The organism is Kitasatospora indigofera, from assembly GCF_014655955.1.
Classification (GTDB): Bacteria; Actinomycetota; Actinomycetes; order Streptomycetales; family Streptomycetaceae; genus Kitasatospora; species Kitasatospora indigofera.
In genome coordinates this window covers 33,271-58,254 of record NZ_BNBO01000038.1, presented here as the reverse complement: position 1 = coordinate 58,254, position 24,984 = coordinate 33,271, and the positions used below count along the sequence as shown (strand labels likewise).

General features: G+C 72.7%; 21 protein-coding genes. 17 read left to right on the top strand and 4 right to left on the bottom strand.

Annotated elements, in window-relative coordinates:
* Positions 1–40: 40 nt before the first annotated feature.
* Positions 41–517 carry a WXG100 family type VII secretion target gene (locus IE329_RS27025; RefSeq protein ID WP_190213595.1) on the bottom strand — a complete coding sequence of 159 codons (477 nt, stop codon included), beginning with the start codon at positions 515–517 and terminating at the stop codon, positions 41–43.
* Positions 518–866: 349 nt separating this feature from the next.
* Between IE329_RS27025 and IE329_RS27020 the strand changes: the two genes are divergently transcribed.
* Complete coding sequence (locus IE329_RS27020; protein WP_190213615.1) at positions 867–1,682, top strand: hypothetical protein; 816 nt, start codon at positions 867–869, stop codon at positions 1,680–1,682.
* A 66-nt stretch (positions 1,683–1,748) separates the two neighbouring features.
* On the opposite strand, the gene IE329_RS27015 is transcribed toward IE329_RS27020, so the two are convergent.
* Positions 1,749–2,918 (bottom strand): NADH-quinone oxidoreductase subunit D, encoded by a 1,170-nt coding sequence (locus IE329_RS27015; protein WP_190213594.1) that lies wholly within the window; start codon positions 2,916–2,918, stop codon positions 1,749–1,751.
* Positions 2,915–3,928: an SAM-dependent methyltransferase gene (locus tag IE329_RS27010; RefSeq protein WP_190213593.1), complete on the bottom strand. Its 1,014-nt coding sequence runs from the start codon at positions 3,926–3,928 to the stop codon at positions 2,915–2,917. The genes IE329_RS27015 and IE329_RS27010 overlap by 4 nt, the downstream gene beginning before the upstream one ends.
* A 118-nt stretch (positions 3,929–4,046) precedes the next feature.
* On the opposite strand from IE329_RS27010, the gene IE329_RS27005 reads away from it, so the two are divergent.
* The 16 genes from IE329_RS27005 (at position 4,047) to IE329_RS26935 (ending at position 22,958) form a co-directional block, all read left to right on the top strand.
* Positions 4,047–5,264 carry a sensor histidine kinase gene (locus IE329_RS27005; RefSeq protein WP_229927787.1) on the top strand — a complete coding sequence of 406 codons (1,218 nt, stop codon included), beginning with the start codon at positions 4,047–4,049 and terminating at the stop codon, positions 5,262–5,264.
* Between the two features lie 97 nt (positions 5,265–5,361).
* On the top strand, positions 5,362–6,051 hold the full coding sequence (locus IE329_RS27000; protein WP_190213592.1) for a response regulator: 690 nt from the start codon (positions 5,362–5,364) through the stop codon (positions 6,049–6,051).
* A gap of 165 nt (positions 6,052–6,216) precedes the next feature.
* Positions 6,217–7,155 carry a Rossmann-like and DUF2520 domain-containing protein gene (locus tag IE329_RS26995; RefSeq protein WP_190213591.1) on the top strand — a complete coding sequence of 313 codons (939 nt, stop codon included), beginning with the start codon at positions 6,217–6,219 and terminating at the stop codon, positions 7,153–7,155.
* Positions 7,155–8,063 (top strand): pantoate--beta-alanine ligase, encoded by a 909-nt coding sequence (gene panC, locus IE329_RS26990; RefSeq protein ID WP_190213590.1) that lies wholly within the window; start codon positions 7,155–7,157, stop codon positions 8,061–8,063. The genes IE329_RS26995 and panC overlap by 1 nt, the downstream gene beginning before the upstream one ends.
* 127 nt (positions 8,064–8,190) lie before the next feature.
* Positions 8,191–8,670, top strand: coding sequence for an aspartate 1-decarboxylase (gene panD / locus IE329_RS26985; protein ID WP_190213589.1), 480 nt, complete (start codon positions 8,191–8,193; stop codon positions 8,668–8,670).
* Positions 8,671–8,687: 17 nt separating this feature from the next.
* Positions 8,688–10,364: an L-aspartate oxidase gene (locus tag IE329_RS26980; RefSeq protein WP_190213588.1), complete on the top strand. Its 1,677-nt coding sequence runs from the start codon at positions 8,688–8,690 to the stop codon at positions 10,362–10,364.
* A 3-nt stretch (positions 10,365–10,367) separates the two neighbouring features.
* A complete protein-coding gene (nadC, locus tag IE329_RS26975; RefSeq protein WP_190213587.1) occupies positions 10,368–11,339 on the top strand; it encodes a carboxylating nicotinate-nucleotide diphosphorylase in 972 nt (323 codons plus the stop codon).
* A gap of 39 nt (positions 11,340–11,378) precedes the next feature.
* Positions 11,379–12,167, top strand: a complete 789-nt coding sequence (locus IE329_RS26970; protein WP_073924463.1) for a type III pantothenate kinase — start codon at positions 11,379–11,381, stop codon at positions 12,165–12,167.
* Between the two features lie 290 nt (positions 12,168–12,457).
* Entirely contained in the window at positions 12,458–13,249 is a 792-nt protein-coding gene (locus tag IE329_RS26965) for a hypothetical protein (RefSeq protein WP_190213586.1), read from the top strand.
* A 123-nt stretch (positions 13,250–13,372) separates the two neighbouring features.
* A complete protein-coding gene (gene lysX / locus IE329_RS26960; RefSeq protein ID WP_190213585.1) occupies positions 13,373–14,926 on the top strand; it encodes a bifunctional lysylphosphatidylglycerol synthetase/lysine--tRNA ligase LysX in 1,554 nt (517 codons plus the stop codon).
* 4 nt (positions 14,927–14,930) lie between these two features.
* Positions 14,931–15,053, top strand: a complete 123-nt coding sequence (locus tag IE329_RS41600; RefSeq protein WP_266322869.1) for a hypothetical protein — start codon at positions 14,931–14,933, stop codon at positions 15,051–15,053.
* A 131-nt stretch (positions 15,054–15,184) separates the two neighbouring features.
* On the top strand, positions 15,185–15,724 hold the full coding sequence (locus tag IE329_RS26955; RefSeq protein ID WP_190213584.1) for a BlaI/MecI/CopY family transcriptional regulator: 540 nt from the start codon (positions 15,185–15,187) through the stop codon (positions 15,722–15,724).
* 59 nt (positions 15,725–15,783) lie between these two features.
* The gene (locus IE329_RS26950; protein ID WP_190213583.1) at positions 15,784–16,320 is read left to right on the top strand and encodes an amino-acid N-acetyltransferase; all 537 of its coding nucleotides are present in this window, start codon (positions 15,784–15,786) and stop codon (positions 16,318–16,320) included.
* Positions 16,321–16,413: 93 nt separating this feature from the next.
* Entirely contained in the window at positions 16,414–16,767 is a 354-nt protein-coding gene (locus IE329_RS26945) for a histone-like nucleoid-structuring protein Lsr2 (RefSeq protein ID WP_190213582.1), read from the top strand.
* Positions 16,768–17,736: 969 nt separating this feature from the next.
* Positions 17,737–20,253 carry an ATP-dependent Clp protease ATP-binding subunit gene (locus IE329_RS26940; RefSeq protein ID WP_190213581.1) on the top strand — a complete coding sequence of 839 codons (2,517 nt, stop codon included), beginning with the start codon at positions 17,737–17,739 and terminating at the stop codon, positions 20,251–20,253.
* A 401-nt stretch (positions 20,254–20,654) separates the two neighbouring features.
* Positions 20,655–22,958, top strand: a complete 2,304-nt coding sequence (locus IE329_RS26935; protein WP_190213613.1) for an immune inhibitor A domain-containing protein — start codon at positions 20,655–20,657, stop codon at positions 22,956–22,958.
* A gap of 547 nt (positions 22,959–23,505) precedes the next feature.
* Here IE329_RS26935 and IE329_RS26930 read toward each other — a convergent pair.
* Positions 23,506–24,651 (bottom strand): threonine aldolase family protein, encoded by a 1,146-nt coding sequence (locus IE329_RS26930; RefSeq protein ID WP_190213580.1) that lies wholly within the window; start codon positions 24,649–24,651, stop codon positions 23,506–23,508.
* Positions 24,652–24,984: the final 333 nt, after the last annotated feature.

Below are 24,984 nucleotides of genomic sequence, written 5' to 3'. Positions count from 1 at the left end.
AGCGCGCCGTGCGGGTGCACGGGCGGCGGGAACAGCGGTCTCAGGCCGCCGGGCCGGGCCGGGCCGGGCCGCGGACCGGACCCGCGGCGAACCCCCCGGCAGGGTGGACGACGCCACCGGGTGCGGAGGTTGCGGTGCGGCCGAAGTCCGCCGAGATGCCGGCGTCGGTGTCCGCCACCGAGTCGGCCATGGTGTGCAGGCCGGTGCCGATCTTCCCGAGCCGGTCGGCGATGCCGTGCAGCCCGCCGAGCACCGCCTCGCGGGTCTCCTGGTAGCCGCCGCCGAACCCGCTGCCGGGCTCGTCCTGCCCCCAAGGGGTGCCGAGGGCGGCCAGCGACTGCTCCAGGCCCAGCGCGGCCCGGGCGAAGTCGTTGGAGATCTGCTCGAACTCCCGGCCCTCGCCGTGCATCTCCCACGGCTTGACCGAGAAGTGCTCCCCCGGGCCGGACCCGCCGCCCGTGCCGCCCGTGGGCGTACCGCCGCCGCCCGAACCGCCGTTGCCCCTGCTGCTGCTCATCCCCGTACCTCCCCGTAGCGGACCTCGCCCCGGGGGCCGCCTTCGGTGCGCGGCCGGCGGGACGACTCCGGCGGCCGCCATCCTAGGGCGCCCGCCCCGGCCGCCGAGGGGCGCGGCGGCCTTTTCACCCCGCCTTCACGTCCGCCTTCACGTCCGCCGGCCGCCCGGCCCGGCCGGCGCTCCCCCGTCCGGCCGGTGAAATCGTGGCAAATGCCTCGGCCGGGAGCTGATCCGCACCCCCCGAAGGCTCTACCCTTGCCGAGTGGCAGCAGCAGAGACCTCGAAGAACGCCCCGCACGACTCCCCCGCCAAGTCCAAGAAGCCGAAGCCGGTCGCGGTCGATCTCGCGATGCCGACCCGGCGCCCGGAGGTGCCGCTCGACTTCCCGCGCGCCTGGGTGGAGTTCACCGACCCGGAGGACGACGAGCAGGTCTTCCGCTGCGACCTCACCTGGCTGACCTCCCGCTGGAGCTGCATCTTCGGCAAGGGCTGCCACGGCATCCGGCCGGGGCGCGGCGAGTCCGACGGCTGCTGCACGCTGGGCGCGCACTACTCGGACGAGGACGACGAGAAGCGGGTGGCCGGCCACGCCGCGCGGCTCACCCCGGAGACCTGGGAGCTGTTCGAGCACGGCACCGACGCCAAGGGCCGGATCAAGGTCGACGGCGGCATCACCATGTTCGACGAGGACGGCGACCGCCAGACCCGCCGGGTCGACGGCGCCTGCGTCTTCCTCAACCGCCCCGGCTTCCCCGGCGGCGAGGGCTGCGCCCTGCACACCCTGGCCCTGAAGGAGGGCAAGGAGCCGCTGGAGACCAAGCCGGACGTCTGCTGGCAGCTGCCCGTCCGCCGGACCTACGACTGGATCGACCGGCCGGACGACACCCGCTACCTCCAGGTCACCATCGGCGAGTACGACCGTCGCGGCTGGGGCCCGGGCGGCCACGACCTGCACTGGTGGTGCACCGGCAGCCCGGAGGCGCACAACGGCCCCGACCCGGTCTACGTCAGCTACCGCCCCGAGCTCACCGAGCTGATGGGCGCCGGGGCGTACAAGGTGCTGGCCGGCCTGTGCGAGGAGCGGATCGCCACCAAGGGCGACCGCAAGGTGGCGCCGCACCCGGCCGACCCGGCGCCCGCGCCGAAGAAGCCCAAGCACAAGTAGGCGCCCGGCCGAACGGCCGAACGGGCAGGTGACGGAGGGGCCGCTCCCCGGGGAGCGGCCCCTCCGTCACTTGTCGATGTCGCCGACCACGAAGAACATCGAGCCGAGGATCGCGACCATGTCGGCGACCAGGGTGCCGGGCAGCAGCTCGGTGAGCGCCTGGATGTTGTTGTACGAGGCCGAGCGGAGCTTCAGCCGCCAGGGCGTCTTGTCGCCGCGCGAGACCAGGTAGTAGCCGTTGATGCCGAGCGGGTTCTCGGTCCAGGCGTAGGTGGCGCCCTCCGGGGCCTTGAGCACCTTGGGCAGCCGCAGGTTGACCGGGCCGGGCGCCAGCGTGGCCAGCTTGTCCAGGCAGGCGTCGGCGAGGTCCAGCGAGTTGACGGTCTGCTCCAGCAGGCACTCGAAGCGGGCCAGGCAGTCGCCCTCCTCCCGGGTGACCACGGTCAGCACCCCGCGCAGCTCCTCGGAGCCGTACGCGAGGTAGGGCTCGTCGCGCCGCAGGTCGAGGTCGACGCCGCTGGCCCGGGCGATCGGGCCGCTCACCCCGTACGCGTGCACGTGCTCCTGGGAGAGCACGCCGACGCCGGCGGTGCGGGCCCGGAAGATCTCGTTGCCGAGCACCAGGTCCTCGAAGACCGGCAGCTGGGAGCGGACGGTGGCGACGGCCGCGCGGACCCGGCCGAGCCAGCCGGCCGGCAGGTCCTCCTTCAGGCCGCCGACCCGGTTGAACATGTAGTGCATCCGGCCGCCGGAGGCCTCCTCCAGCACGTGCTGGAGCTCCTCGCGGCCGTGGAAGGCGTGGAAGACCGGGGTGATCCCGCCGAGCTCCAGCGGGTACGAGCCGAGGAACATCAGGTGGTTCAGCACCCGGTTCAGCTCGGCCAGCATGGTGCGGATCCAGACCGCGCGCTCGGGCACCTCCATGCCGAGCATCCGCTCCACCGCGAGCACCACGCCGAGTTCGTTGGCGAACGCCGACAGCCAGTCGTGGCGGTTGGCGAGCATGATGATCTGGCGGTAGTCGCGGGCCTCGAAGAGCTTCTCGGCGCCCCGGTGCATGTAACCGATCACCGGCTCGGCGGAGACGATCCGCTCACCGTCCAGCACCAGCTTCAGGCGCAGCACGCCGTGCGTGGACGGGTGCTGCGGGCCGATGTTGAGCACCATGTCCGTGGTGCCCGGTTCGCCCGAAAAGTTTTCCGCACCCGCGCCGATGCCGACCGTGGTCTCCCTCATGGCACCAGAGTCTGCCATCCCGGCAGGCCCCCCAGGCTCTCCGGTACCGGGATGCGGACGGCCTGCGCCAGCCAGCCGAAGGCCCCCAGCCCCGCCGGGTCGGTCAGCTCGGCCGCCTCGCCCGCCCCGCCGAGCGCCCGCAGGTAGGCCGCCGGGTCGCTGGACGCCAGGGACAGCGGCGGCCGGGCGCCGCTCACGCCGAGGGCCCGCAGCGCCTCGCGCTGCGTCGTCCACAGGCTGTGGACACCGGGCACGGCCACCGCGTCCAGCGCCACGTGCGCGGTGACGTCGCAGGAGCCGTCCGGCACCGGGCTCACCTCCCGGCCGTCCCGGAACCCGGCGAGGGTGCCGAACGGCGGGCGCCGCCCGGCGGTGTGCGCGTAGTCCACCGCCACCGCCAGCCCGGCCGCCAGCGAGCCGACCGCGCCCGCCCAGGCCTCGTCCCGCGGTCCGCCCAGCTCGACGACGTCGCCCGGTTCGCGCACCGGCCACCAGCGCTCGGCCCAGCGGCGGTCGGCCTCGGAGACGGGGGCGCCCGGCCGCTGCTCCCCGCCGGCGGTGTCCACCTCGGTGTAGCGCAGCACGCCGTCCTCGCCGGCCTCGGCGAGGTCCAGCGGCACGTTGTCCAGCCACTCGTTGGCGAACAGCAGCCCGGTGACGCCGGCCGGCGGCCGGTCCGTCCACCGGACCTCGGCGGGCAGGCCCGGCGGCCGGGCCGCCAGCTCCACCCCGTACGGGCGCAGCCGCCCGGCCAGTCCGGCGGGCACCGCGGCCAGCACCCCGGCCAGCAGCTCGCCGCGCCCCGCGCCGACGTCGACGAAGGCCAGCTCCGCCGGGCGCCCGAGCGCCTCGTCCACCTCGCCGAGCAGCCGGGCCACCGCCCCGGCGTACAGCCCCGAGGCGTGCACGGACGTCCGGAAGTGGCCCGCCGGGCCCTCCGGCCTGCGGTAGAAGCCCTCCGCGCCGTACAGCGCCTCTTCCATGGCGGGCCGCCACCGCATCCAGGTCATAGGGGTCGACGCTACCGGGAGCCGGGCCCGGCCCGGGGTTCGTCTCCGACCTAGGGAGTAGAAGGGATCGCTCTCCCGGCGGACCTGGGAGCACTCCGCGACTGCCTAGGCTGGACACGTGCATCGACTCAACGCCTGGCTCCGCCGACACCCCATGGTGGCCGACTCCGCCTGGGCGCTGCTGTTGCTGCTGCTCGGCCTGCTGCCGGACGACAGCGAACACGGCTGGCGACTGGTCGTGCACTACCTGATCGCGGTCGCCGTCCCGCTGCTGATGGTGTTCCGGCGCCGCAACCCGGACCTCACCCTGGCGCTGGCGGTGGCCCTCGGGCTCGGCCAGATCGCACTGAACGTCAACCCCGCGGCCTCCAGCATCGGGTACCTGGTCTTCGCGTACACGGGAGCCGCCTTCGGCTCCACCTGGGCCTCCCGGCTCGCGCTCGGCGCCGGACTGGCCGCCGGCCCGCTGACCCTCTGGCGCTTCCCCACCGGCTCGGTGGACGACCAGGGCGAACCGATCGGGCCGCACTACAGCGTCCTGCAGAGCCTGCTGCTGGCCACCCTGATGTCCACCCCGTTCGTGCTCTGCTGGGCCTGGGGCCGGCTGACCCGGGTGCGCCGGGCGTACCTGGTCGAGCTGGAGGACCGGGCGGCCCGGCTGGAGCGCGAGCGGGACGCGCAGGCGAAGGTCGCGGTGGCGGCCGAGCGGGCCCGGATCGCCCGGGAGCTGCACGACGTGGTGGCGCACAACGTCTCGGTGATGATCGTCCAGGCGGACGGCGCCGCGTACGTGCTCGACAACTCGCCGCAGCAGGCCAAGGAGGCGCTCGGCACCATCGCCTCCACCGGCCGCCAGGCGCTGGTGGAGATGCGCCGGCTGCTCGGGGTGCTGCGCACGGCCGGCACCGCCGAGGAGTACATGCCGCAGCCCGGTGTGGAGGAGCTGCCGGAGCTGCTCGACCAGGTCCGCACGGCCGGCCTGCCGGTCGACTTCACCGCCTCGGGCGACTCCCGCGAGCTGCCCCGGGGCGTCGAGCTGACGGTCTACCGGATCGTCCAGGAGGCGCTGACCAACGTCCGCAAGCACGGTGGCCCGGACGCCCGGGCCAGGGTCGCGGTGGACTTCGGCGAGCGGGAGCTGGCCGTGCTGATCGAGGACGACGGCCGGGGCACCACCTCCGAGCAGCTCACCGGCGGCGGGACGGACGGTCTCGGGCATGGTCTGATCGGCATGCGGGAGCGGGTCGGGATGGTCAGCGGCAGTCTCGACGTCGGCCCCAGGCCCGGCGGCGGGTTCCGGATCCGCGCCGTCCTGCCGCTCAAGGCGGCCAAGTAGAGCCGGTGCGCCCCGTCCGGGCGTCCGTGTCACGGTCCGGGCGACGACGTCCGCGAACCAGTCCGAGCAAGAACCAGTCCGTGCAAGAGGGAGAGCCATGACCATCCGCGTGATGCTCGTCGACGACCAGGAGCTGCTGCGCACCGGCTTCCGGATGGTCCTGCAGTCGCAGGGCGACATCGAGATCACCGCGGAGGCCGGTGACGGCGCGCAGGCCCTGGAGGTGCTGCGGCACACCGAGGTGGACGTGATCCTGATGGATGTCCGGATGCCCCGGCTGGACGGCGTCCAGGCCACCCGGCGGATCTGCCTGTCCGCCGACGGCACGCCGCTGCCGGGCGCCCCGCACGTGCTCATCCTCACCACCTTCGACCTGGACGAGTACGCCTTCGCCGCGCTGAAGGCGGGGGCCAGCGGCTTCCTGCTCAAGGACGTCCCGCCGACCGAGCTGGTCGCGGCGATCCGTTCGGTCCACGCCGGTGACGCCGTGGTCGCGCCGACCACCACCCGCCGCATGATCGACCGCTTCGCGGAGGTGCTGCCCACGGTCGGCGCGGCCCCCGCCGCCAACACCCTGGCGCCGCTCACCGACCGCGAGCGGGAGGTCTTCCTGCTGGTCGCCCAGGGGCTGTCGAACAGCGAGATCGCCGCCCGGCTGGTGCTCTCCGAGGCCACCGTGAAGACCCATGTCGGCCGGATCCTGGCCAAGCTCGGCCTGCGCGACCGGGTGCAGGCCGTGGTGCTCGCGTACGAGGCCGGGCTGGTCCGGGCCGGCGCCGGGGAGTAGCGGGGGCCGGCCCGGCGGTCGGCTCCGGGCGGGCCCGGCGGACCGGTGCCGCGGACCGGTGCCGCGGGCCGCCCCGGCGGGCGGCTCCGGCGCGGCCGTAGAATGGCCCGGTACGTCTGGTACCCGCAGAGGACTGGAACGGAAAGTTAGGACGAACGCGAAGCCGTGAGCACGTCCAACCCCTTCGGAGCGCCCGAGCAGTCCGGCGGCCCGTCCGACCCCGGTGACCGTCCCGCCCGGCTCGCCGTCGGGGTGGTCGGCACCGGCCGCGTCGGGCCCGCGCTGGGCGCCGCCCTGCAACTGGCCGGCCACCGGGTGGTCGCCGCCTCCGGCGTCTCGGCCTCCTCCCGGCGCCGGGCCGGGGCCCTGCTGCCCGGGGTCCGCCTGGTGACGCCGCAGCAGGTGCTGGCCGCCGCCGACCTGGTGCTGCTGACCGTCCCCGACGACGCGCTCGCCGACCTGGTCCGGGGCCTGGCCACGACCGGGGCGGTGCGCCCCGGGCAGATCGTGGTGCACACCTCGGGCGCGCAGGGCGTGGCGGTCCTCGAACCGGCGACCAGGGCCGGTGCGCTGCCGCTGGCCCTGCACCCCGCGATGACCTTCACCGGGACGTCGGTGGACCTGGCCCGGCTGGCCGGCTGCCCGTTCGGGGTGACCGCCCCCGAGGAGCTGCGGCCGGTCGCCGAGGCCCTGGTGGTGGAGATGGGCGGCGAGCCCGAGTGGGTGCCCGAGGAGGTCCGCCCGGTCTACCACACGGCGCTGGCGCACGGGGCGAACCACCTGGTCACCCTGGTCGCGCAGGCGATGGAGCTGCTGCGCGGCGCCGGGGTGGCCGAGCCCGGCCGGCTGCTCGGCCCGCTGCTCGGCGCCGCCCTGGACAACAGTCTGCGGTCCGGCGACGCGGCCCTGACCGGCCCGGTCGCCCGGGGTGACGCGGGCACGCTCCGCCGTCACCTGGACCAGTTGCGTACGGTGTCCCCGGACATCGATCAGGCGTACCGCGCGATGGCCAGGGCCACGGCGCAGCGGGCGGTCCGAGGCGGATCGCTCAAGGAAGAGTCGGCGGCGGCGCTGCTGGACGTACTCAACGAGGAGAAGCACTGATGGCGGGCAAGAACCAGCGTGGCAGGCAGCCGGTCCGGGAGCCGAAGGTCCGCAAGGCGGCCCTCACCCACACGATCGCCGACTTCGAGCCCGCCTTCTGGCCGGACGAGCAGCCGGTGGACAACGCCGTCGTGATGACGATGGGCGCCCTGCACGAGGGCCACGCGGCGCTGATCCGGGCGGCCCGCAAGCAGGTCGGCGCGGACGGCCGGGTGGCCGTGACGGTCTTCGTGAACCCGCTGCAGTTCGGCGCCGGCGAGGACCTCGACCGCTACCCGCGCACGCTGGCCGCCGACGTCCGGCTGGCCGAGGAGAACGGCGCGGACGTGGTCTTCGCCCCGCTGGTCGAGGAGGTCTACCCGAACGGCGAGCCGCAGGTGCGGCTCACCGCGGGCCCGATGGGCGAGCGCTTCGAGGGCGCCACCCGCCCCGGCCACTTCGACGGCATGCTGACCGTGGTCGCCAAGCTGCTGCACATCACCGACCCGGACTTCGCCTTCTTCGGCGAGAAGGACGCCCAGCAGCTGGCGATCGTCCAGCGGATGGTCGCCGACCTGGACTTCGACGTCGAGGTGATCGGCGTGCCGACCGTCCGTGAGGAGGACGGCCTGGCCCGGTCCTCCCGCAACCGCTTCCTCGCCGAGGACGAGCGCGAGCGGGCCCTGGTGCTCTCCCGGGCCCTGTTCGCCGGCCGCGACGTGGCCGCCCAGGGCCCCAAGGCGGTCCGCGAGGCAGCCTCGGCCGTGATCGACGCCGCCGAAGGTGTCACCCTTGACTACCTCGCCCTGATCGACCCCGACGACTTCACCGAAGCGGCGGACGACTTCCAGGGCGAGGCGGTGCTGGCCGTGGCCGCGAAGGTGGGGACCACCCGCCTGATCGACAACGTCCGCATCATCGTCCGCTAGACCGCCGAACCGCCCGTCCCGCCAGACCGCCCGTCCCCAGGACACCGGTCCGCCAGGACGGGCACCCGCACCACCCGCACCACCTTCGACCCCTCAGGCATGCACTCACCTCTGGAGGCGTGACCCAGTGCTCCGCACCATGCTCAAGTCCAAGATCCACCGGGCCACCGTGACCCAGGCCGACCTGCACTACGTCGGCTCGGTCACGGTGGACGAGGACCTGCTCGACGCCGCCGACCTGCTCCCCGGCGAGCTGGTCCACATCGTCGACATCAACAACGGCGCCCGGCTGGAGACCTACACCATCGCGGGCCCGCGCGGCTCCGGCATCATCGGGATCAACGGCGCCGCCGCCCGGCTGGTCCACCCCGGCGACCTGGTGATCCTGATCGCCTACGGGCAGATGGACACCGCCGAGGCCAAGGGCTACGTGCCCAACGTGGTCTTCGTCGACGCCGACAACCGGATCACCGGCCTCGGCACCGACGCCGCCGAGGCCCGCGAGGGCAGCGGCCTGCTCAGGGGCGACCAGGCCCACGCCCCCGGGACGGTGGGCCGGCAGGCGTACGGTGGCCCCGACAACGCGGCCGCCACCGCCGCGCGCTGAAGGAGCAACTGAACGCCATGTCCGTCACGCACCGCCTCACCGCCCCCGCCCCCGGCTGGACGACCACCACCGACGTCGTCGTGGTCGGCTCCGGCGTGGCCGGCCTCACCGTCGCCCTCAACGTCCGCAAGGCCGGCCTGCGGGCGGTGGTGGTCACCAAGGCGATGCTGGACGACGGCTCCACCCGCTGGGCCCAGGGCGGCATCGCCGCCGCCCTGGGCGAGGGTGACACCCCCGAGCAGCACCTCGACGACACCCTGGTGGCCGGCGCCGGCCTCTGCGACGAGGAGGCCGTCCGCACCCTCGTCACCGAGGGCCCGGAGGCCGTCCGGCACCTGATCGCCACCGGCGCCGCCTTCGACCTCGACGAGGACGGCGAGATCCTGCTCACCCGCGAGGGCGGCCACCACCGGCGCCGGATCGCGCACGCCGGCGGCGACGCCACCGGCGCCGAGATATCGCGCGCCCTGGTCTCCGCGGTGCGCAGCGACCCGGGGCTGGAGCTGATCGAGCACGCCCTGGTGCTGGACCTGCTGACCGACGCCGAGGGCCACGCGGCCGGCCTGACCCTGCACGTGATGGGCGAGGGCCAGCGCGACGGCGTCGGCGCGATCCGGGCCCGCGCGGTGGTGCTCGCCACCGGCGGCATGGGCCAGGTCTTCTCCGCCAGCACCAACCCGGCGGTCTCCACCGGCGACGGCGTCGCGCTGGCCCTGCGGGCCGGGGCCGAGGTCACCGACCTGGAGTTCGTCCAGTTCCACCCGACCGTGCTCTGGCTGGGCCCGGAGGCCGAGGGCCAGCAGCCGCTGGTCTCCGAGGCCGTCCGCGGCGAGGGCGCCCACCTGGTCGACGCGGACGAGCACCGCTTCATGGTCGGGCAGCACGAGCTGAACGAGCTCGCCCCGCGCGACATCGTCGCCAAGGCGATCACCCGGCAGATGCAGCTCAAGGGCGCCGACCACATGTACCTGGACGGGCGGCACTTCGGCGCCGCCATGTGGGAGGAGCGCTTCCCGACCATCCTGGCGTCCTGCCGCTCGCACGGCATCGACCCGGTCACCGAGCTGATCCCGGTCGCCCCGGCCGCGCACCACGCCTCCGGCGGCGTCCGCACCGACCTGCTGGGCCGCACCACCGTGCCGGGGCTGTACGCCTGCGGCGAGGTGGCCTGCACCGGCGTGCACGGCGCCAACCGGCTGGCCTCCAACTCGCTGCTGGAGGGCCTGGTCTTCGCCGAGCGGATCGCCGCCGACCTGGCCGCCCGGCACCGGGCCGGCGAGCTGCCGGAGCGTGCCGTGGACGTCGCGGCGGCCCGGGCGGCGCGCGCCGTGCCGCTGCCCGCGCCGGAGGCCAGGGCCGACATCCAGCGGCTGATGTCCAGGGGCGCCGGCGTGCTGCGCTCGGCCGCCAGCATGGCCGCCACCGCCGCCGGGCTGGCCGCGCTCGCCGAGGAGGCGTACGCGCACCTGGCCGACGAGAAGCCGGCCGACCCCCGGGTGGAGACCTGGGAGGCGGCCAACCTGCACCTGGTGGCGACCGCTCTGGTGGCGGCCGCGGCCCAGCGCGCGGAGACCCGCGGCTGCCACTGGCGCGAGGACTTCCCCGAGCGGGACGACGCCACCTGGCGGCGCCACCTGGTCACCACTCTCGCCGGCCCGGCCGGCACCCCCGTCAGTACTCCCGAGGAGCAGTAAGCCATGTCCCACACCCACGAGGAACTCCCGCTGGCCGACCAGGGCGGCGGCTGCGGCGACGGCTGCGGCTGCGGGGACGGCGAGGGCTACGAGAGCGGTCTCGACCCCCAGCTCGCCGAGCTGCTGGAGGAGGCCGGCCTGGACCCGATCGAGGTCGAGGACATCGCCACCCTGGCGCTGGCCGAGGACCTGGCCGGCGGCGAGGACGTCACCTCCGTCGCGACCGTGCCGGCCGAGGCCGTCGCCACCGCGGACTTCACCGCCCGGGAGGCCGGCGTGGTGGCCGGCCTGCGGATCGCCGAGGCCGTGGTCTCGCTGATCTGCGAGGAGGAGTTCGAGGTCGAGCGGCACGTCCAGGACGGCGACCCGGTGGAGGCCGGCCAGGTGCTGCTCTCCGTCCGCAGCCGCACCCGCGACCTGCTGACCGCCGAGCGCAGCGCGCTCAACCTGCTCTGCCACCTGTCCGGCATCGCCACCGCCACCCGCGCCTGGGCCGACGCCCTGGCGGGCACCGGCGCGGTCGTCCGCGACACCCGCAAGACCCACCCGGGCCTGCGGGCGCTGCAGAAGTACGCGGTCCGCTGCGGCGGCGGCGCCAACCACCGGATGGCACTGTCGGACGCCGCGCTGGTGAAGGACAACCACGTGGTCGCGGCGGGCGGCGTCGCCGAGGCGTTCCGGGCCGTCCGGGCGGCGTACCCGGATCTCGCGGTGGAGGTCGAGGTCGACACCCTGGAGCAGATCCCGCCGGTCCTGGAGGCGGGCGCCGACCTGATCCTGCTGGACAACTTCTCGGTGGCCCAGCTCAAGGAGGCCGTGGCGCTGGTGGCCGGGCGGGCGAAGCTGGAGGCTTCCGGCGGACTGACCCTGGCCACCGCGCGCGAGGTCGCCGAGACTGGTGTCGACTACCTGGCGGTGGGGGCGCTGACGCACTCCTCGCCGATCCTCGACATCGGCCTGGACCTGCGTCCGTAATCCCTCGTCAGAGACCCCTTCTAGCCGTTACGGGACCTCATGCTCCTCACCATCGACGTCGGCAACACCCAGACCACGCTCGGCCTGTTCGACGGCGAGGACGTCGTCGAGCACTGGCGGATCTCCACCGATCCGCGCCGCACGGCGGACGAACTGGCGGTGCTGATGCAGGGGCTGATGGGCTCTCACACCGCGGTCTCCGAGGCCAAGGTGGACGGCCTGGCGATCTGCTCCTCCGTCCCCGCCGTGCTCCACGAGCTCCGCGAGGTGACCCGCCGCTACTACGGCGACGTCCCCGCGGTGATCGTGGAGCCCGGCGTGAAGACGGGCGTGCACGTCCTGATGGACAACCCCAAGGAGGTCGGCGCCGACCGGATCGTCAACGCGCTGGCCGCCAACCACCTGTACGGCGGCCCGTGCATCGTGGTCGACTTCGGCACCGCGACCACCTTCGACGCGGTGAACGAGCGCGGGGACTACGTCGGCGGCGCGATCGCCCCGGGCATCGAGATCTCGGTGGACGCCCTCGGGGTCCGCGGCGCCCAGCTGCGCAAGATCGAGCTGGCCCGGCCGCGCAACGTGATCGGCAAGAACACCGTCGAGGGCATGCAGTCCGGCATCCTGTACGGCTTCGCCGGCCAGGTCGACGGCCTGGTCAACCGGATGTCCCGGGAGCTGGCCAAGGACCCGGAGGACGTCCAGGTGATCGCCACCGGCGGCCTGGCCTCCCTCGTCCTCGGCGAGGCGACCACCATCGACGTGCACGAGCCCTGGCTCACCCTGATCGGCCTGCGCCTGGTGTACGAGCGCAACCGGCCGGCCGCCTGAGCCGCCCGGCCCCGCCGGACCCGGCCCCGGGACCGGCCGCGGCCCCGGGTCTTCCCGGCCGTCCGCCGGGCCTTCCGCCCGGCCTTCACACGACGTAGCCCCGGCGCCCGGCGCGCCGGGGCCGTCGCCGTCCCGGGCCCGTCCTGCGGGGACGGCGGAGCCCGGCCGCCGGGCCGCCGCGCCGCTGGTCATGGCCGTTGCGGCGACGCCGCGGTGATCGTTTCGGGCCAAACGGGGGGCTCGGCGCGACACTACCGACAAATCGGATATTCCTCACGTAGTGTCAACCCATGCCTACGCCACACGGATCGCGCGGCGGCATGGCCTTCAGCTCCGACGAAGTCCGCGTGCTGCGCCGCGCCCTCGCCCAAGCCCTGCACCCCGCCGTGCCCGCCCAGCTGTCCGTCCTCGGCCACCAGTCCCCCGGCCTGTGGGCCGAGGACGTCCAAGAGGCCCTGCGCCTCACCGAAGCGATCGACGAGGCCGTACGGGAGGGCGGCCGGCTGCGCGCCTTCCTGCTCGCCGACCTGGCCCGCTACCGCGACGCCCTGCCGGGGAGCGCGGGCGGCTACCTCGAACGCCTGGAGGAGGCCGTCTCCGACGGCTACCTGCCGGGTCCCGACGACCTCACCGCGCTGCGCACGCTGTCCCGGCTGCCCTGCGGGAGCGCCGAACGCTCCCGCCGGTCCCGCCTGGCCGGCCGCTGTCACGCCCTCGCCGAGGCCGCCGTCCGCGAGCGTCTCGCGCTCACCTCCGGGCAGCGCCACCTCATGGCGGTCCCCAACCCCGCCGCACCACCGAGCGCCCAGCTCGTCTTTGCTGGGCCCATCCCTGCTGGAGGACGGATTCCGATGAGCAGCCCCGCCGACTCCCCCACCCCGAAGGCCGCCCCCGGCGGCAAGGCCGCGCCGGCGCCCAAGGCCGCCCCCGGCACCAGGCCCGGGCCCGCGGCGCCGGCTCCGCAGGGCGGGCAGCCGCACCGGATGCCGACCCCCGCCGAGCTCTTCGGCCGCCGCCCCAAGCCGCCGGCCCGTCCGGAGCCCGCCGACGAGGCGTTGGAGCTGGCCACCGGCACCGGCTGACCGGCCCGGCGCGCACGAGGGGGAGGCCGTCACCGCGGCCTCCCCCTCACCGCGTCCCCGGGCCGCGGCGCACCGGGGACATCCCGTGGCCGAACACCCCCCGGGGCTGGCTACCCTGGTGGGGTGAGCGATCAGAGCACCGTCCCCGCGACCGACGACCTTCCCGAGCAGATGCGCGTGCGGCGCGAGAAGCTGGACCGGCTCCGGGCGGCCGGCGTCGACCCGTACCCGGTCGGCTTCCCCCGCACCACCACCATCGCCGACCTGCGTGCCAAGCACCCCGACCTGGAGCCGGACGTCGCGACCGGCGAGCGGGCGGGCGTGACCGGCCGGGTCGTCCTGGCCCGCACCGGCGGCAAGCTCTGCTTCGCCACCCTGCGGGACGGCTCCGGCGACCTCCAGGTGATGCTCTCCCTGGACAAGCTCGGCCCGGAGCGGCTGGCCGCCTGGAAGTCCGACATCGACCTCGGCGACCAGGTCGGCGTCGAGGGCGAGGTGATCACCTCCAAGCGCGGCGAACTCTCCGTGATGGTCGACCGCTGGGAGCTCACCGCCAAGTGCCTGCGTCCGCTGCCGGACAAGCACAAGGGCCTGACCGACCCGGAGGCCCGCGTCCGCCAGCGGTACGTCGACCTGATCGTGAACCCCGAGGCGCGGGAGATCCTGCACCTGCGCAGCAAGGTGGTCCGCTCGATCCGCCGTACCTACGAGGACCGCGGCTACATCGAGGTCGAGACCCCGATGCTGCAGCCGGTGCACGGCGGCGCCAACGCCCGCCCGTTCAAGACCCACATCAACGCGTACGGCATCGACCTGTTCATGCGGATCGCCCCCGAGCTGTACCTCAAGCGGCTCGTGGTCGGCGGCGCGGAGAAGGTCTTCGAGATCAACCGCAACTTCCGCAACGAGGGCGCGGACTCGACCCACAACCCCGAGTTCACCTCGCTGGAGTCGTACGAGGCCTACGGCGACTACGACACCCAGGCCGAGCTGATCCGGGCGACCATCATCAACGCCGCCCGGGACGCGCTGGGCACCACGGTGATCCGGGGCCTGGACCCGCACGGCGTCGAGCACGAGATCGACCTGGCCGAGCCGTGGGCGGAGGTCGGCGTCTACCCGGGCATCTCCGAGCACCTGGGCACCGAGGTCACCCCGGAGACCGGCGTCGAGGAGCTGCGCAAGCTGGCGGCCGAGCACGGCATCCCGTTCGAGAAGGAATGGGGCCACGGGCAGATCGTGCTGGAGATGGTCGAGCGCCTGCTGGAGGAGAACGCCGTCCGGCCGACCTTCATCAAGGACTACCCGACCGAGGTCTCCCCGCTGACCCGCCAGCACCGCTCGATCGCGGGCGTGGCCGAGAAGTGGGACCTGGTGATCTTCGGCACCGAGATCGGCACCGCCTACTCGGAGCTGGTCGACCCGGTCGAGCAGCGCGCCCGCCTCACCGCCCAGTCGCTGCTCGCGGCCGGCGGCGACGTCGAGGCGATGCAGGTGGACGAGGACTTCCTGCGGGCCCTGGAGTACGCGATGCCGCCGACCGGCGGCCTCGGCCTCGGGGTGGACCGCCTGATCATGCTGCTCACCGGCAAGAACATCCGCGAGACGGTGCTCTTCCCGCTGGTGAAGCCTGAGCCCAAGGCCGCCCCGGCGGCGCCGAAGAGCGACGAGGAGTGACCCGATGGACTACGTGAGTGCGATCGTGCCGCCGCTGGTCATGGCGGTCGGGTTCGGCTTCCTGGTGCGGGCGATCATCCGCAGCCAGGGCGGTGCCCAGAAGGCCAAGGAGGACATCGCCGACTGATCGTCCGCGATCGGCCCGCGACCACCGCGGAACCAGGCCCGCGCGCCGTCGTCCCATTCCGGGCGGCGGCGCGCCGGTTTGCTCCGGCTTAGCAAGATTTGCCCGATTCACTCCCCTATCCTGGCCCCACTATGGTCCGGCAACTCGGTGAACTAGAGAACGACATCATGACCAGGGTCTGGCAGTGGAACCGCCCGGTCACGGTTCGCGAGGTTCTGCTCGACCTGCAGACGGAACGCGATATCGCCTACACCACGGTGATGACGGTGCTCGACAAGCTCTACAGAAAGGGCTGGTTGCGCCGGGACCAGGTGGGACGCGCCTATCGATATGAACCCGTCTCCTCGCGCGAGGCGTACACCGCCGCTCTCATGAACGACGCCTGGGGCACCAGTGACAATCCGGCGGCCGCACTGGTGCACTTCTTCGGTCTGATGTCACCGGAGCAACGGGAGGCACTCCGGGACGCACTCCGTGTCGCGGCGCTCTTCCCCGCCCCCACGGATCCCGCGCCCGCGGATCCCGGCCCCGCCCCGGCCGGCACCGAAGCCGATACGGCGGGCGAACCCGATACCGCGGCCGAAACCCGGCCCGATACCGGGGGCCATAGCGGGGCGCATAGCGGGGGCCCGGGCGGGGCGGATAGCGGCGGGCTTAGCACCCCCCCATAGCCGGCGCGGGCGGCTAAACGCGTGCGCCCCCGGGGGCCCGGACGCGATAACGTCCCGCCATGGAGGTCACCATCCGCCGGGCGCGGACCACTGACGTACGGGCCGTGCGGCGGCTCATCGACGGCTACTCGCGGGACGGCATTCTGCTCGACAAGCCCACCGTCACACTGTTCGAATCCGTCCAGGAGTTCTGGGTCGCCGAGCGCGACGACACCGGCCTCGTGGTGGCCTGCGGCGCCCTGCACGTGATGTGGGAGGACCTGGCCGAGGTGCGCACACTCGCGGTCGACCCGTCCTGTCTGGGACTGGGCGTCGGGCACATGCTGCTGGAGAAGCTGCTGCAGACCGCACGCTGGCTCGGCGTACGTCGGATTTTCTGCTTGACGTTCGAGGTCGCGTTCTTCGCGAAACACGGTTTCGTCGAGATCGGCGAGCTCCACGAAACCGACGATGGTACGACAGACCCGGCGGCGATCGCTACGGATGTCTATGAAGAACTTCTCCGCTCGTACGATGAAGGCGTCGCGGAGTTCCTCGACCTGGAGCGTGTGAAGCCGAACACGCTGGGCAACTCGCGCATGCTGCTGCACCTGTGAACCCGTCCCGCCGGGCGTAGGGGTTTGTGTTTTCTGCAGAAAGGCGGTTTCCTTTCCTCAGGCAATGGGTCGTTTACGCGGAAAGGGAAGCCCGTGGCGCAGAGGGTGCAGGTCATTCTTGAAGACGATCTCGACGGTGGTTCGGCGGACGAGACGGTGACGTTCGCTCTCGACGGCGTTGCCTACGAGATCGACCTGAAGAGCACGAACGCAGACAAGCTCCGCGGGCTGCTGGCCCCGTACGTGGAGAAGGGCCGCAAGCAGAGCGGCCGGCTCACCAGCGCCCGCCGCAGCAGCGGCCGGGGCGCGGCGGCCCGGCCGGCGGCCGGGGCTCCGGACACGGCGAAGATCCGTGCCTGGGCGAAGGAGCAGGGGCTGGAGGTCAACGACCGCGGCCGGGTGCCCAGCACCGTCCGCGAGGCGTACGAGAGCGCCAACGCGTCCTGAGCCGGCTCGGGACACCGCACCCGGTGTCCCGGGGGCCGTGGACCCGGCAGGGCCCGGAGAACGGCTTCCGGCGCCCTGGGCGGGGCGGCCACGCCCTCGGCGGGCGGCCGGCCGACCGTCGCGGCGCACAGGGCACCTTTTCGGGGCGTGGAGGACATCCTCCGCGCCCCGCGGTGCTGAGGGCGCGCCCCGCGCGCGCCGCCGGCGTCCCGTCCGCCGCCCCCGGGCGGCACGCCCGCCCCGGCCGCCCCGGCAGCTGCCGGCGGGCGGCCCGGGACCTCCGTACGGGCGGCGGAACACTCATGGGCTGTGCAACGCTGTAGGAGCGAAGCGGTAACGCGGGTGCCACCTGATCGGCCGCACCCCGGGCCCCGGCCGTACCCGGCCGGCGGCGCCCCGCCCGTCCGCACCCCGGAGCCGGGGTCACCCCGACCCGGCGCCGCCCGGACTCCGGCCGCACCCGGCCGCGGGGCCGCCGGGCCCGGTGCGCGGACGGGCGACCGGCCACTGAGCCGCCGTCACCCCGGGCGGACCGGGCGGCGGCCGGACCGGGCGGCCCGTCAGCCGACTTCTCGCCAGGCGAACACCGCCACCGCGGAAACTGCGCGAGATCCGGCGGAATACCGGGTATGAATGCAGGTGGGACGGGCCGTGAGGCCCGGCCGGGGCAGATCGTGTGACCAGCCGCAGCCGGTGCGGCCGCGCCGAGGCGGGCGTTGTTCGCCGATGGCGTAGCGGTATCGGGTGCATCGGGACCACCTGTGGGAACACCGTCTCCCAACATCAGGTTGGGATTGGTGTCTGCTGGTCGCGCAGCACGACTTCCCACGAGAGTGGGGCTGATCCACCCTTCTCGTCCACTTTCGGACAGGAGGGGCCCATGCCGCGCCGCTGAGCGGGACTAGCATGCGGAAGGACAGGGCGGGGACCGACCCCGAACTGCCCGACCGCTCTGAGGAGCGATAAACGATGTTCGAGAGGTTCACCGACCGCGCGCGGCGGGTTGTCGTCCTGGCTCAGGAAGAAGCCCGGATGCTCAACCACAACTACATCGGCACCGAGCACATCCTCCTGGGTCTGATCCACGAGGGTGAGGGTGTCGCCGCTAAGGCCCTGGAGAGCCTCGGGATTTCGCTCGAGGCTGTTCGCCAGCAGGTCGAGGAGATCATCGGCCAGGGCCAGCAGGCCCCCTCCGGCCACATCCCCTTCACCCCGCGGGCGAAGAAGGTCCTGGAGCTCTCGCTCCGCGAGGCCCTCCAGCTCGGCCACAACTACATCGGCACCGAGCACATCCTGCTCGGCCTGATCCGCGAGGGCGAGGGCGTCGCCGCCCAGGTCCTGGTGAAGCTGGGCGCCGACCTCAACCGTGTCCGCCAGCAGGTGATCCAGCTGCTGTCCGGTTACTCCGGCGCCAGCAAGGAGTCGGCCACCGCGGGCGGCCCCGCCGAGGGCACCCCCTCCACCTCGCTGGTGCTGGACCAGTTCGGGCGCAACCTCACCCAGGCCGCCCGTGAGGCCAAGCTCGACCCGGTGATCGGGCGCGAGAAGGAGATCGAGCGGGTCATGCAGGTGCTGTCCCGCCGCACCAAGAACAACCCCGTGCTGATCGGTGAGCCCGGCGTCGGCAAGACCGCCGTGGTCGAGGGCCTGGCCCAGGCGATCGTCAAGGGCGAGGTCCCCGAGACGCTCAAGGACAAGCAGCTCTACACGCTGGACCTGGGCGCCCTGGTGGCCGGTTCCCGCTACCGCGGTGACTTCGAGGAGCGCCTGAAGAAGGTTCTCAAGGAGATCCGCACCCGCGGCGACATCATCCTGTTCATCGACGAGCTGCACACCCTGGTCGGCGCGGGCGCCGCCGAGGGCGCGATCGACGCCGCCAGCATCCTCAAGCCGATGCTGGCCCGTGGTGAGCTGCAGACCATCGGTGCGACCACCCTGGACGAGTACCGCAAGCACCTGGAGAAGGACGCCGCGCTGGAGCGCCGCTTCCAGCCGATCCAGGTCGCCGAGCCGTCGCTGCCGCACACCATCGAGATCCTCAAGGGCCTGCGCGACCGCTACGAGGCGCACCACCGGGTCTCCATCACGGACGCCGCCCTGGTCGCCGCCGCGACCCTGGCCGACCGGTACATCTCGGACCGCTTCCTGCCGGACAAGGCGATCGACCTGATCGACGAGGCCGGCTCCCGGATGCGCATCCGCCGGATGACCGCGCCGCCGGACCTCCGCGAGTTCGACGAGAAGATCGCCGACGTGCGCCGCGAGAAGGAGAGCGCGATCGACGCGCAGGACTTCGAGAAGGCCGCGTCCCTGCGCGACGACGAGAAGCAGCTCCTGACCGCGAAGGCCAAGCGCGAGAAGGAGTGGAAGGCCGGCGACATGGACGTCGTCGCCGAGGTGGACGAGGAGCTGATCGCCGAGGTGCTGGCGACGGCCACCGGCATCCCGGTCTTCAAGCTCACCGAGGAGGAGTCCTCGCGCCTGCTGCGCATGGAGGACGAGCTCCACAAGCGCGTCATCGGCCAGAAGGACGCCATCAGGGCGCTCTCCCAGGCCATCCGGCGCACCCGGGCCGGCCTCAAGGACCCGAAGCGCCCCGGTGGCTCGTTCATCTTCGCCGGCCCGTCCGGTGTCGGTAAGACCGAGCTCTCCAAGACGCTCGCCGAGTTCCTTTTCGGTGACGAGGACGCGCTCATCTCGCTCGACATGTCGGAGTTCTCGGAGAAGCACACCGTCTCCCGGCTCTTCGGTTCTCCCCCCGGCTACGTCGGGTACGAGGAGGGCGGCCAGCTGACCGAGAAGGTCCGCCGCAAGCCGTTCTCCGTCGTCCTCTTCGACGAGGTGGAGAAGGCCCACCCGGACATCTTCAACTCGCTGCTGCAGATCCTGGAGGACGGTCGCCTGACCGACTCCCAGGGCCGGGTGGTCGACTTCAAGAACACCGTCATCATCATGACCACCAACCTCGGCACCCGGGACATCTCCAAGGGGTTCAACCTGGGCTTCGCGGCCACGGGCGACTCCGCCACCGGGTACGAGCGGATGAAGGCGAAGGTCGGCGAGGAGCTCAAGCAGCACTTCCGCCCCGAGTTCCTGAACCGTGTCGACGACATCGTGGTCTTCCACCAGCTGTCCGAGGAAGACATCATCCAGATCGTCGACCTGATGATCGACAAGGTGGACGGCCGCCTCAAGGACCGCGACATGGGCCTGGAGCTCAGCGTCGAGGCCAAGAAGCTGCTCGCCAAGCGCGGCTACGACCCGCTGCTCGGTGCCCGTCCGCTGCGCCGGACCATCCAGCGCGAGATCGAGGACAACCTCTCCGAGAAGATCCTCTTCGGTGAGCTGCGGGCCGGCCACATCGTGGTCGTCGGCGTGGAGGGCGAGGGCAAGGAAGCCAAGTTCACCTTCCGCGGCGAGGAGAAGTCCGCGGTCGCGGACACCCCCGCGGCCGTCGCTTCGGCCGGGCCGGATCTGACGAAGTAACAACAGTTAACAGTTAACAAAACGGTCCAGGCCCCCGGCATTCTTGCCGGGGGCCTGGACCTTTTTACGTGACGTCACAATATCTGTGACCTGGCGCACCAGAGGGCCCCTCCGGACCGGCAGCGGCGGCCCGTGCGGATGCGATGCACCCCTTTACTGCCGTCATTCCCAAGGATTTTGACCGATCATCAGCTGATCGAAGGCGGCGGAGGATAGCGCCCTGTTCATGTCATGGTCAAGGTCTATCTTTTCTGCGTTCCCTTGGATCAAATGACGTCCACCTGTCTTCATTGGTTTGCCGGGAAGGCCATGAGCCCGACCGGTTTGGGGAGGACGTCACCACGTTGAAGAAGACCACGAAAGCCGCCTCGGTCCTCGCGACCGCTGCGGTCATAGCCACGATGGGAGCGGGCCTGCTCCCGGGTACGGCCGTTGCGGCCGGCGCCGCTCCCGTGCCGCGCGACCCCGCCGACGCCGTCCAGTCGCTCAAGACGGACGACGTGCTGCCCGGCCCGCTCAGTGGCAAGGTCGAGGCCGAGCAGAAGGCGGCCACCGAGCAGCTGCTCGCCGGCACCGCCAAGGTCGAGACCCACGGCAACAGCACCAGCGTCAAGCTGGGCAAGGACAAGTACGTCGAGCTCGGCCGTGAGCGCACCGACAAGATCTTCACCATCCTGGTGGACTTCAGTGACCAGGTGGACAACACCACCAAGCTGCCGAACGGCCAGCTCAAGTACGGCGGCCAGCCCGGCCCGGCGCACAACCAGATCAAGCAGCCGGACCGCGCCACCAACAACTCCACCGCCTGGCAGGCCGACTACAACCAGGCGCACTACCAGAACCTGTACTTCAGCAAGGACCAGGACTCGCTGAAGACCTTCTACGAGAAGCAGTCCTCCGGGCGCTACTCGGTCGACGGTCAGGTCACCGACTGGGTGAAGGTCCCGTGGAACGAGGCCCGTTACGGCTCGGACTACTGCGGCCAGCACGTCTGCAACAACGCGCAGGACCTGATCCGCGACGGCGTCAACGCCTGGGTCGCCGACCAGAAGGCCAAGGGCCAGACGGACGCTCAGATCAAGGCCACCATCGCGCAGTACGACCAGTGGGACCGGTACGACTTCGACCACGACGGCAACTTCAACGAGCCCGACGGTTACGTCGACCACTTCCAGATCGTGCACGCCGGTGAGGACCAGTCCGCCGGCGGCGGCGTCCAGGGCACCGACGCGCTCTGGGCCCACCGCAGCTACGCCTACGGCACCGCCGCGGGCCAGACCGGCCCCGCCGACAACAAGCTCGGCGGCACCCAGGTCGGCACCTCCGGCCTCTGGGTCGGCGACTACACCATGCAGGCGGAGAACGGCGGCCTCGGCGTCTTCGCGCACGAGTACGGCCACGACCTCGGTCTGCCGGACCTGTACGACACCAGCGGCAGCGGCATCGACAACTCCGTCGGCTTCTGGTCCCTGATGTCCTCCGGCTCCTGGCTGGGCGACGGCAAGAACGAGATCGGCGACAAGCCGGGCGACCTCGACGCCTGGAGCAAGCTGCAGCTCGGCTGGCTGAAGTACGACAAGGCCACCGCGGGCAAGGGCTCCAAGCACCACATCGGCCCGGCGGAGTTCAACACCGCCCTGCCGCAGGCCCTGGTCGTCGACCTGCCGAAGAAGACCGTCACCACCGAGATCAACACCCCGTTCGCGGGTGCGAACGAGTGGTGGAGCGGTAGCGCCGACGACCTCAACGTCTCGGTCACCCGCGACGTCGACCTCACCGGCAAGACCTCGGCGGCGCTGACCGCCAAGGGCTGGTACGACATCGAGCAGGACTACGACTACGGCTACGCCGAGGTCTCCACCGACGGCGGCGCCCACTGGACCGCCCTCGACGGCACCTACAACGGCGTCGCCATCCCGGCGGACCCGGCCGGCAAGGCCGGCCTGACCGGCACCTCGGGCGGCAACTGGGGCGACCTCGCCTACTCGCTGAACGCCTACGCCGGCCAGTCCGTCAAGGTCCGGTTCCACTACACCACCGACGGTGGCGTGCACCTCAAGGGCCTGGCCCTCGACAACATCGCCATCACCGCCGACGGTGCCACCGTCTTCTCCGATGACGCCGAGAACGGCGACAACGGCTGGACGGCCAACGGGTTCTCCCGGATCACGGGCAAGTTCTCCAAGGACTACGCCCAGTACTACATCGCCGAGAACCGTCAGTACATCTCGTACGACACCACGCTGAAGACCGGTCCGTACAACTTCGGCTTCGCCAACACCAAGCCCGACACGGTTGAGCACTACGCCAACCAGGACGGCCTGCTCATCTGGCTGTGGGACACCTCCCAGAGCGACAACAACGTCACCAACCACCCGGGTTCGGGCCTGATCCTCCCGATCGACTCGCACCCGGCCCCGCTGAAGTGGTCCGACGGCGCCCTGCTGCGTCCGCGCGTCCAGGGTTACGACTCCACCTTCGGCTCGCAGAAGACCGACGGTCTGACCCTGCACAAGAACGGCGTGGAGACGGTCATCCCGAAGGCGAAGGGCGTTGACTCGTTCAGCGACCTGAAGTCCTACTACGACGCGACCAACCCGTACAGCAGCGTCATCGTCCCGAAGACCGGCACCAGCATCGAGATCGAGAACGAGTCCTCGAACTACCTCGAGACCTGGATCCGCGTCCGCCCGGTCGACAACTGACCGAGCCGTTCGGCCGAGCGATCGGCTGACCGGTCGGACCGTCCGACGGTCCGGCACTGACACACCCCGTCCGGCCCGGCCCCGCACCTCGTGCGCGGGGCCGGGCCGGATGCGTTTCCGGTCACCCGTGGTCCCCGGCGGGACGCCCCTCCCCCGGGAATCGCGTCCGGTCCTGTCACCGGCTTCCCGAGCTGTCCGTGAGCTTCCTCCCGATGTCGCGGGACGGCGATGTCGAGCACGATCCGGGCGCCCCCGGGGCCGGCGAACGTACGCCGGACCACGTGAGTGATCGTCAGGCCTGGCCGTGACGACGGCCGGTGGCCACCGCCCCGGCCGTCGCCCCGGGCCGTCGCGTCGAGGAGTCCCTGCCGGACCGCCTCGATCCCGTCGGCCGGTTCGATGCCCGCTCCGTGCGCCCCGGGGTCAAACGGCCGCGCGGTGCGGCGGACCGGGCGAGGAGCAACCGGTCGGGACCGGGCGAGCCCGGGACCGTACGGGGTCGGAGCAGAGCGGGGTCGGAACAGGGCGGGGTCGGAACAGGGCGGGGTCAGAGCAGGGCGAGCAGGGCCTCGACGCCCGCCGTGACGTCCTTGGCGGTCCACTCCAGGGCGGGCCCGGCGACCGTCACCTCGGTCATCGCCAGGCCCGGCAGCGCGGAGTCCCGCCAGCCGCCGAAGAGCCCCAGGCCGGACTCCTCCGCGAGCCGGAGGCCCGCCTCGTCCAGGGCCCGCGCCGGGTACGGCAGCCAGACCTGGAACTGGTGGGTGTGCGGCGGCTCGGGGAAGACCCGGGCGCCCGGCACCGCCGCGAGGGCCTCCGCGAGTGCGGCGGCGACCACCTTCGCGTGCGTCACGTACGACTCCAGGCGCGGGAGTTCGCGGTCCAGCCCGGCCAGTGCGGACAGCGCGGCCGGCCACTGCTGGAACAGCTGGCCGCCGTAGCGGTGGCGCCAGGCCTTGGCCGTCCGCACGAACTCGCGGTCGCCGGTGAGGGCGGCGCCGCTGACGCCGCCGAGGGTCTTGTAGAAGGAGACGTAGACCGAGTCCGCCAGGGCGGCGATCTCCGGCAGCGAGTGCCCCAGGTGGAAGGTGGACTCCCACAGGCGGGCGCCGTCGAAGTGCACCGGCGCGTCCTCGGCGGAGACCGTGGCGGTCAGCTCGTCCCAGGTCGGCAGGACGAACCCGGCCTCGCGCAGCGGGAGTTCCAGGGTCAGCACGGCGTACGACTCGTCGAAGCCGCGGATCTCCTCCGGGGTGGGGATCCGCGGCTCGGTGGTCGGCCAGACGCTGTGCAGGCCGCCGAGCGTGGCGTAGGCGCGCCGCTCGTGCCGCTCCGGGTGGGACAGCGGGTGCAGCGCGACGTTGCGCTCACCGCGCCGGTCGGCCCAGATCCGCATCGCGATCTGCTGGGCCATCGTGCCGGTGGGGAAGAAGGCCGCGTCCGCGGCGCCGAGCAGGGCCGCCACCCGCTCCTCCAGGGCCCGCACGACCCCGTCGCCGTAGAAGTCGGGCCGCCGGTCGAGGTCGTGGGCCTGCTCCGCCTCCGCCGTCAGCGCCGCCAGGCGCTCGCGCAGGTTCTGCGGCCGGGTGCCCGAGAGCAGCCGCTCGCAGCCCCGCAGGGCTGCGAACCGGCGCTCCTGGACGCTGGGCCCGGCCACCGCGGCGGCCGGGTCGTCGTTCTCGTTGACATCCATGCGTCGATGGTCGCCCAGAACTCCGGACAGGTCAGCGGGACGGGTGGAGCAAGTAGGGCGGGAAGTCGCCGGACGGCTCCCCCTCCGCCCCTTCCGGCCCCCGGGTGACGGCCTGCCCCAGGAGGCCGCCACGGGGTGCCCGTCCGGGAGGCGCCGGGGCCGACGGAGCGGCCGGGGCCGCCGCGCGGCCGCCCCGGCCGCGCGGCTCGCCCACCCCGGCCCCCGGGGGGCCCTGCGGAGGGCCCGGGAGGCCGACGGGGCCCGGAGGCAGGCTGGGCCGGGCGGTTCCGCGCCCGCCGGAGCCCGCCCGCCCCGCGCGCGGGTGACCGGGCT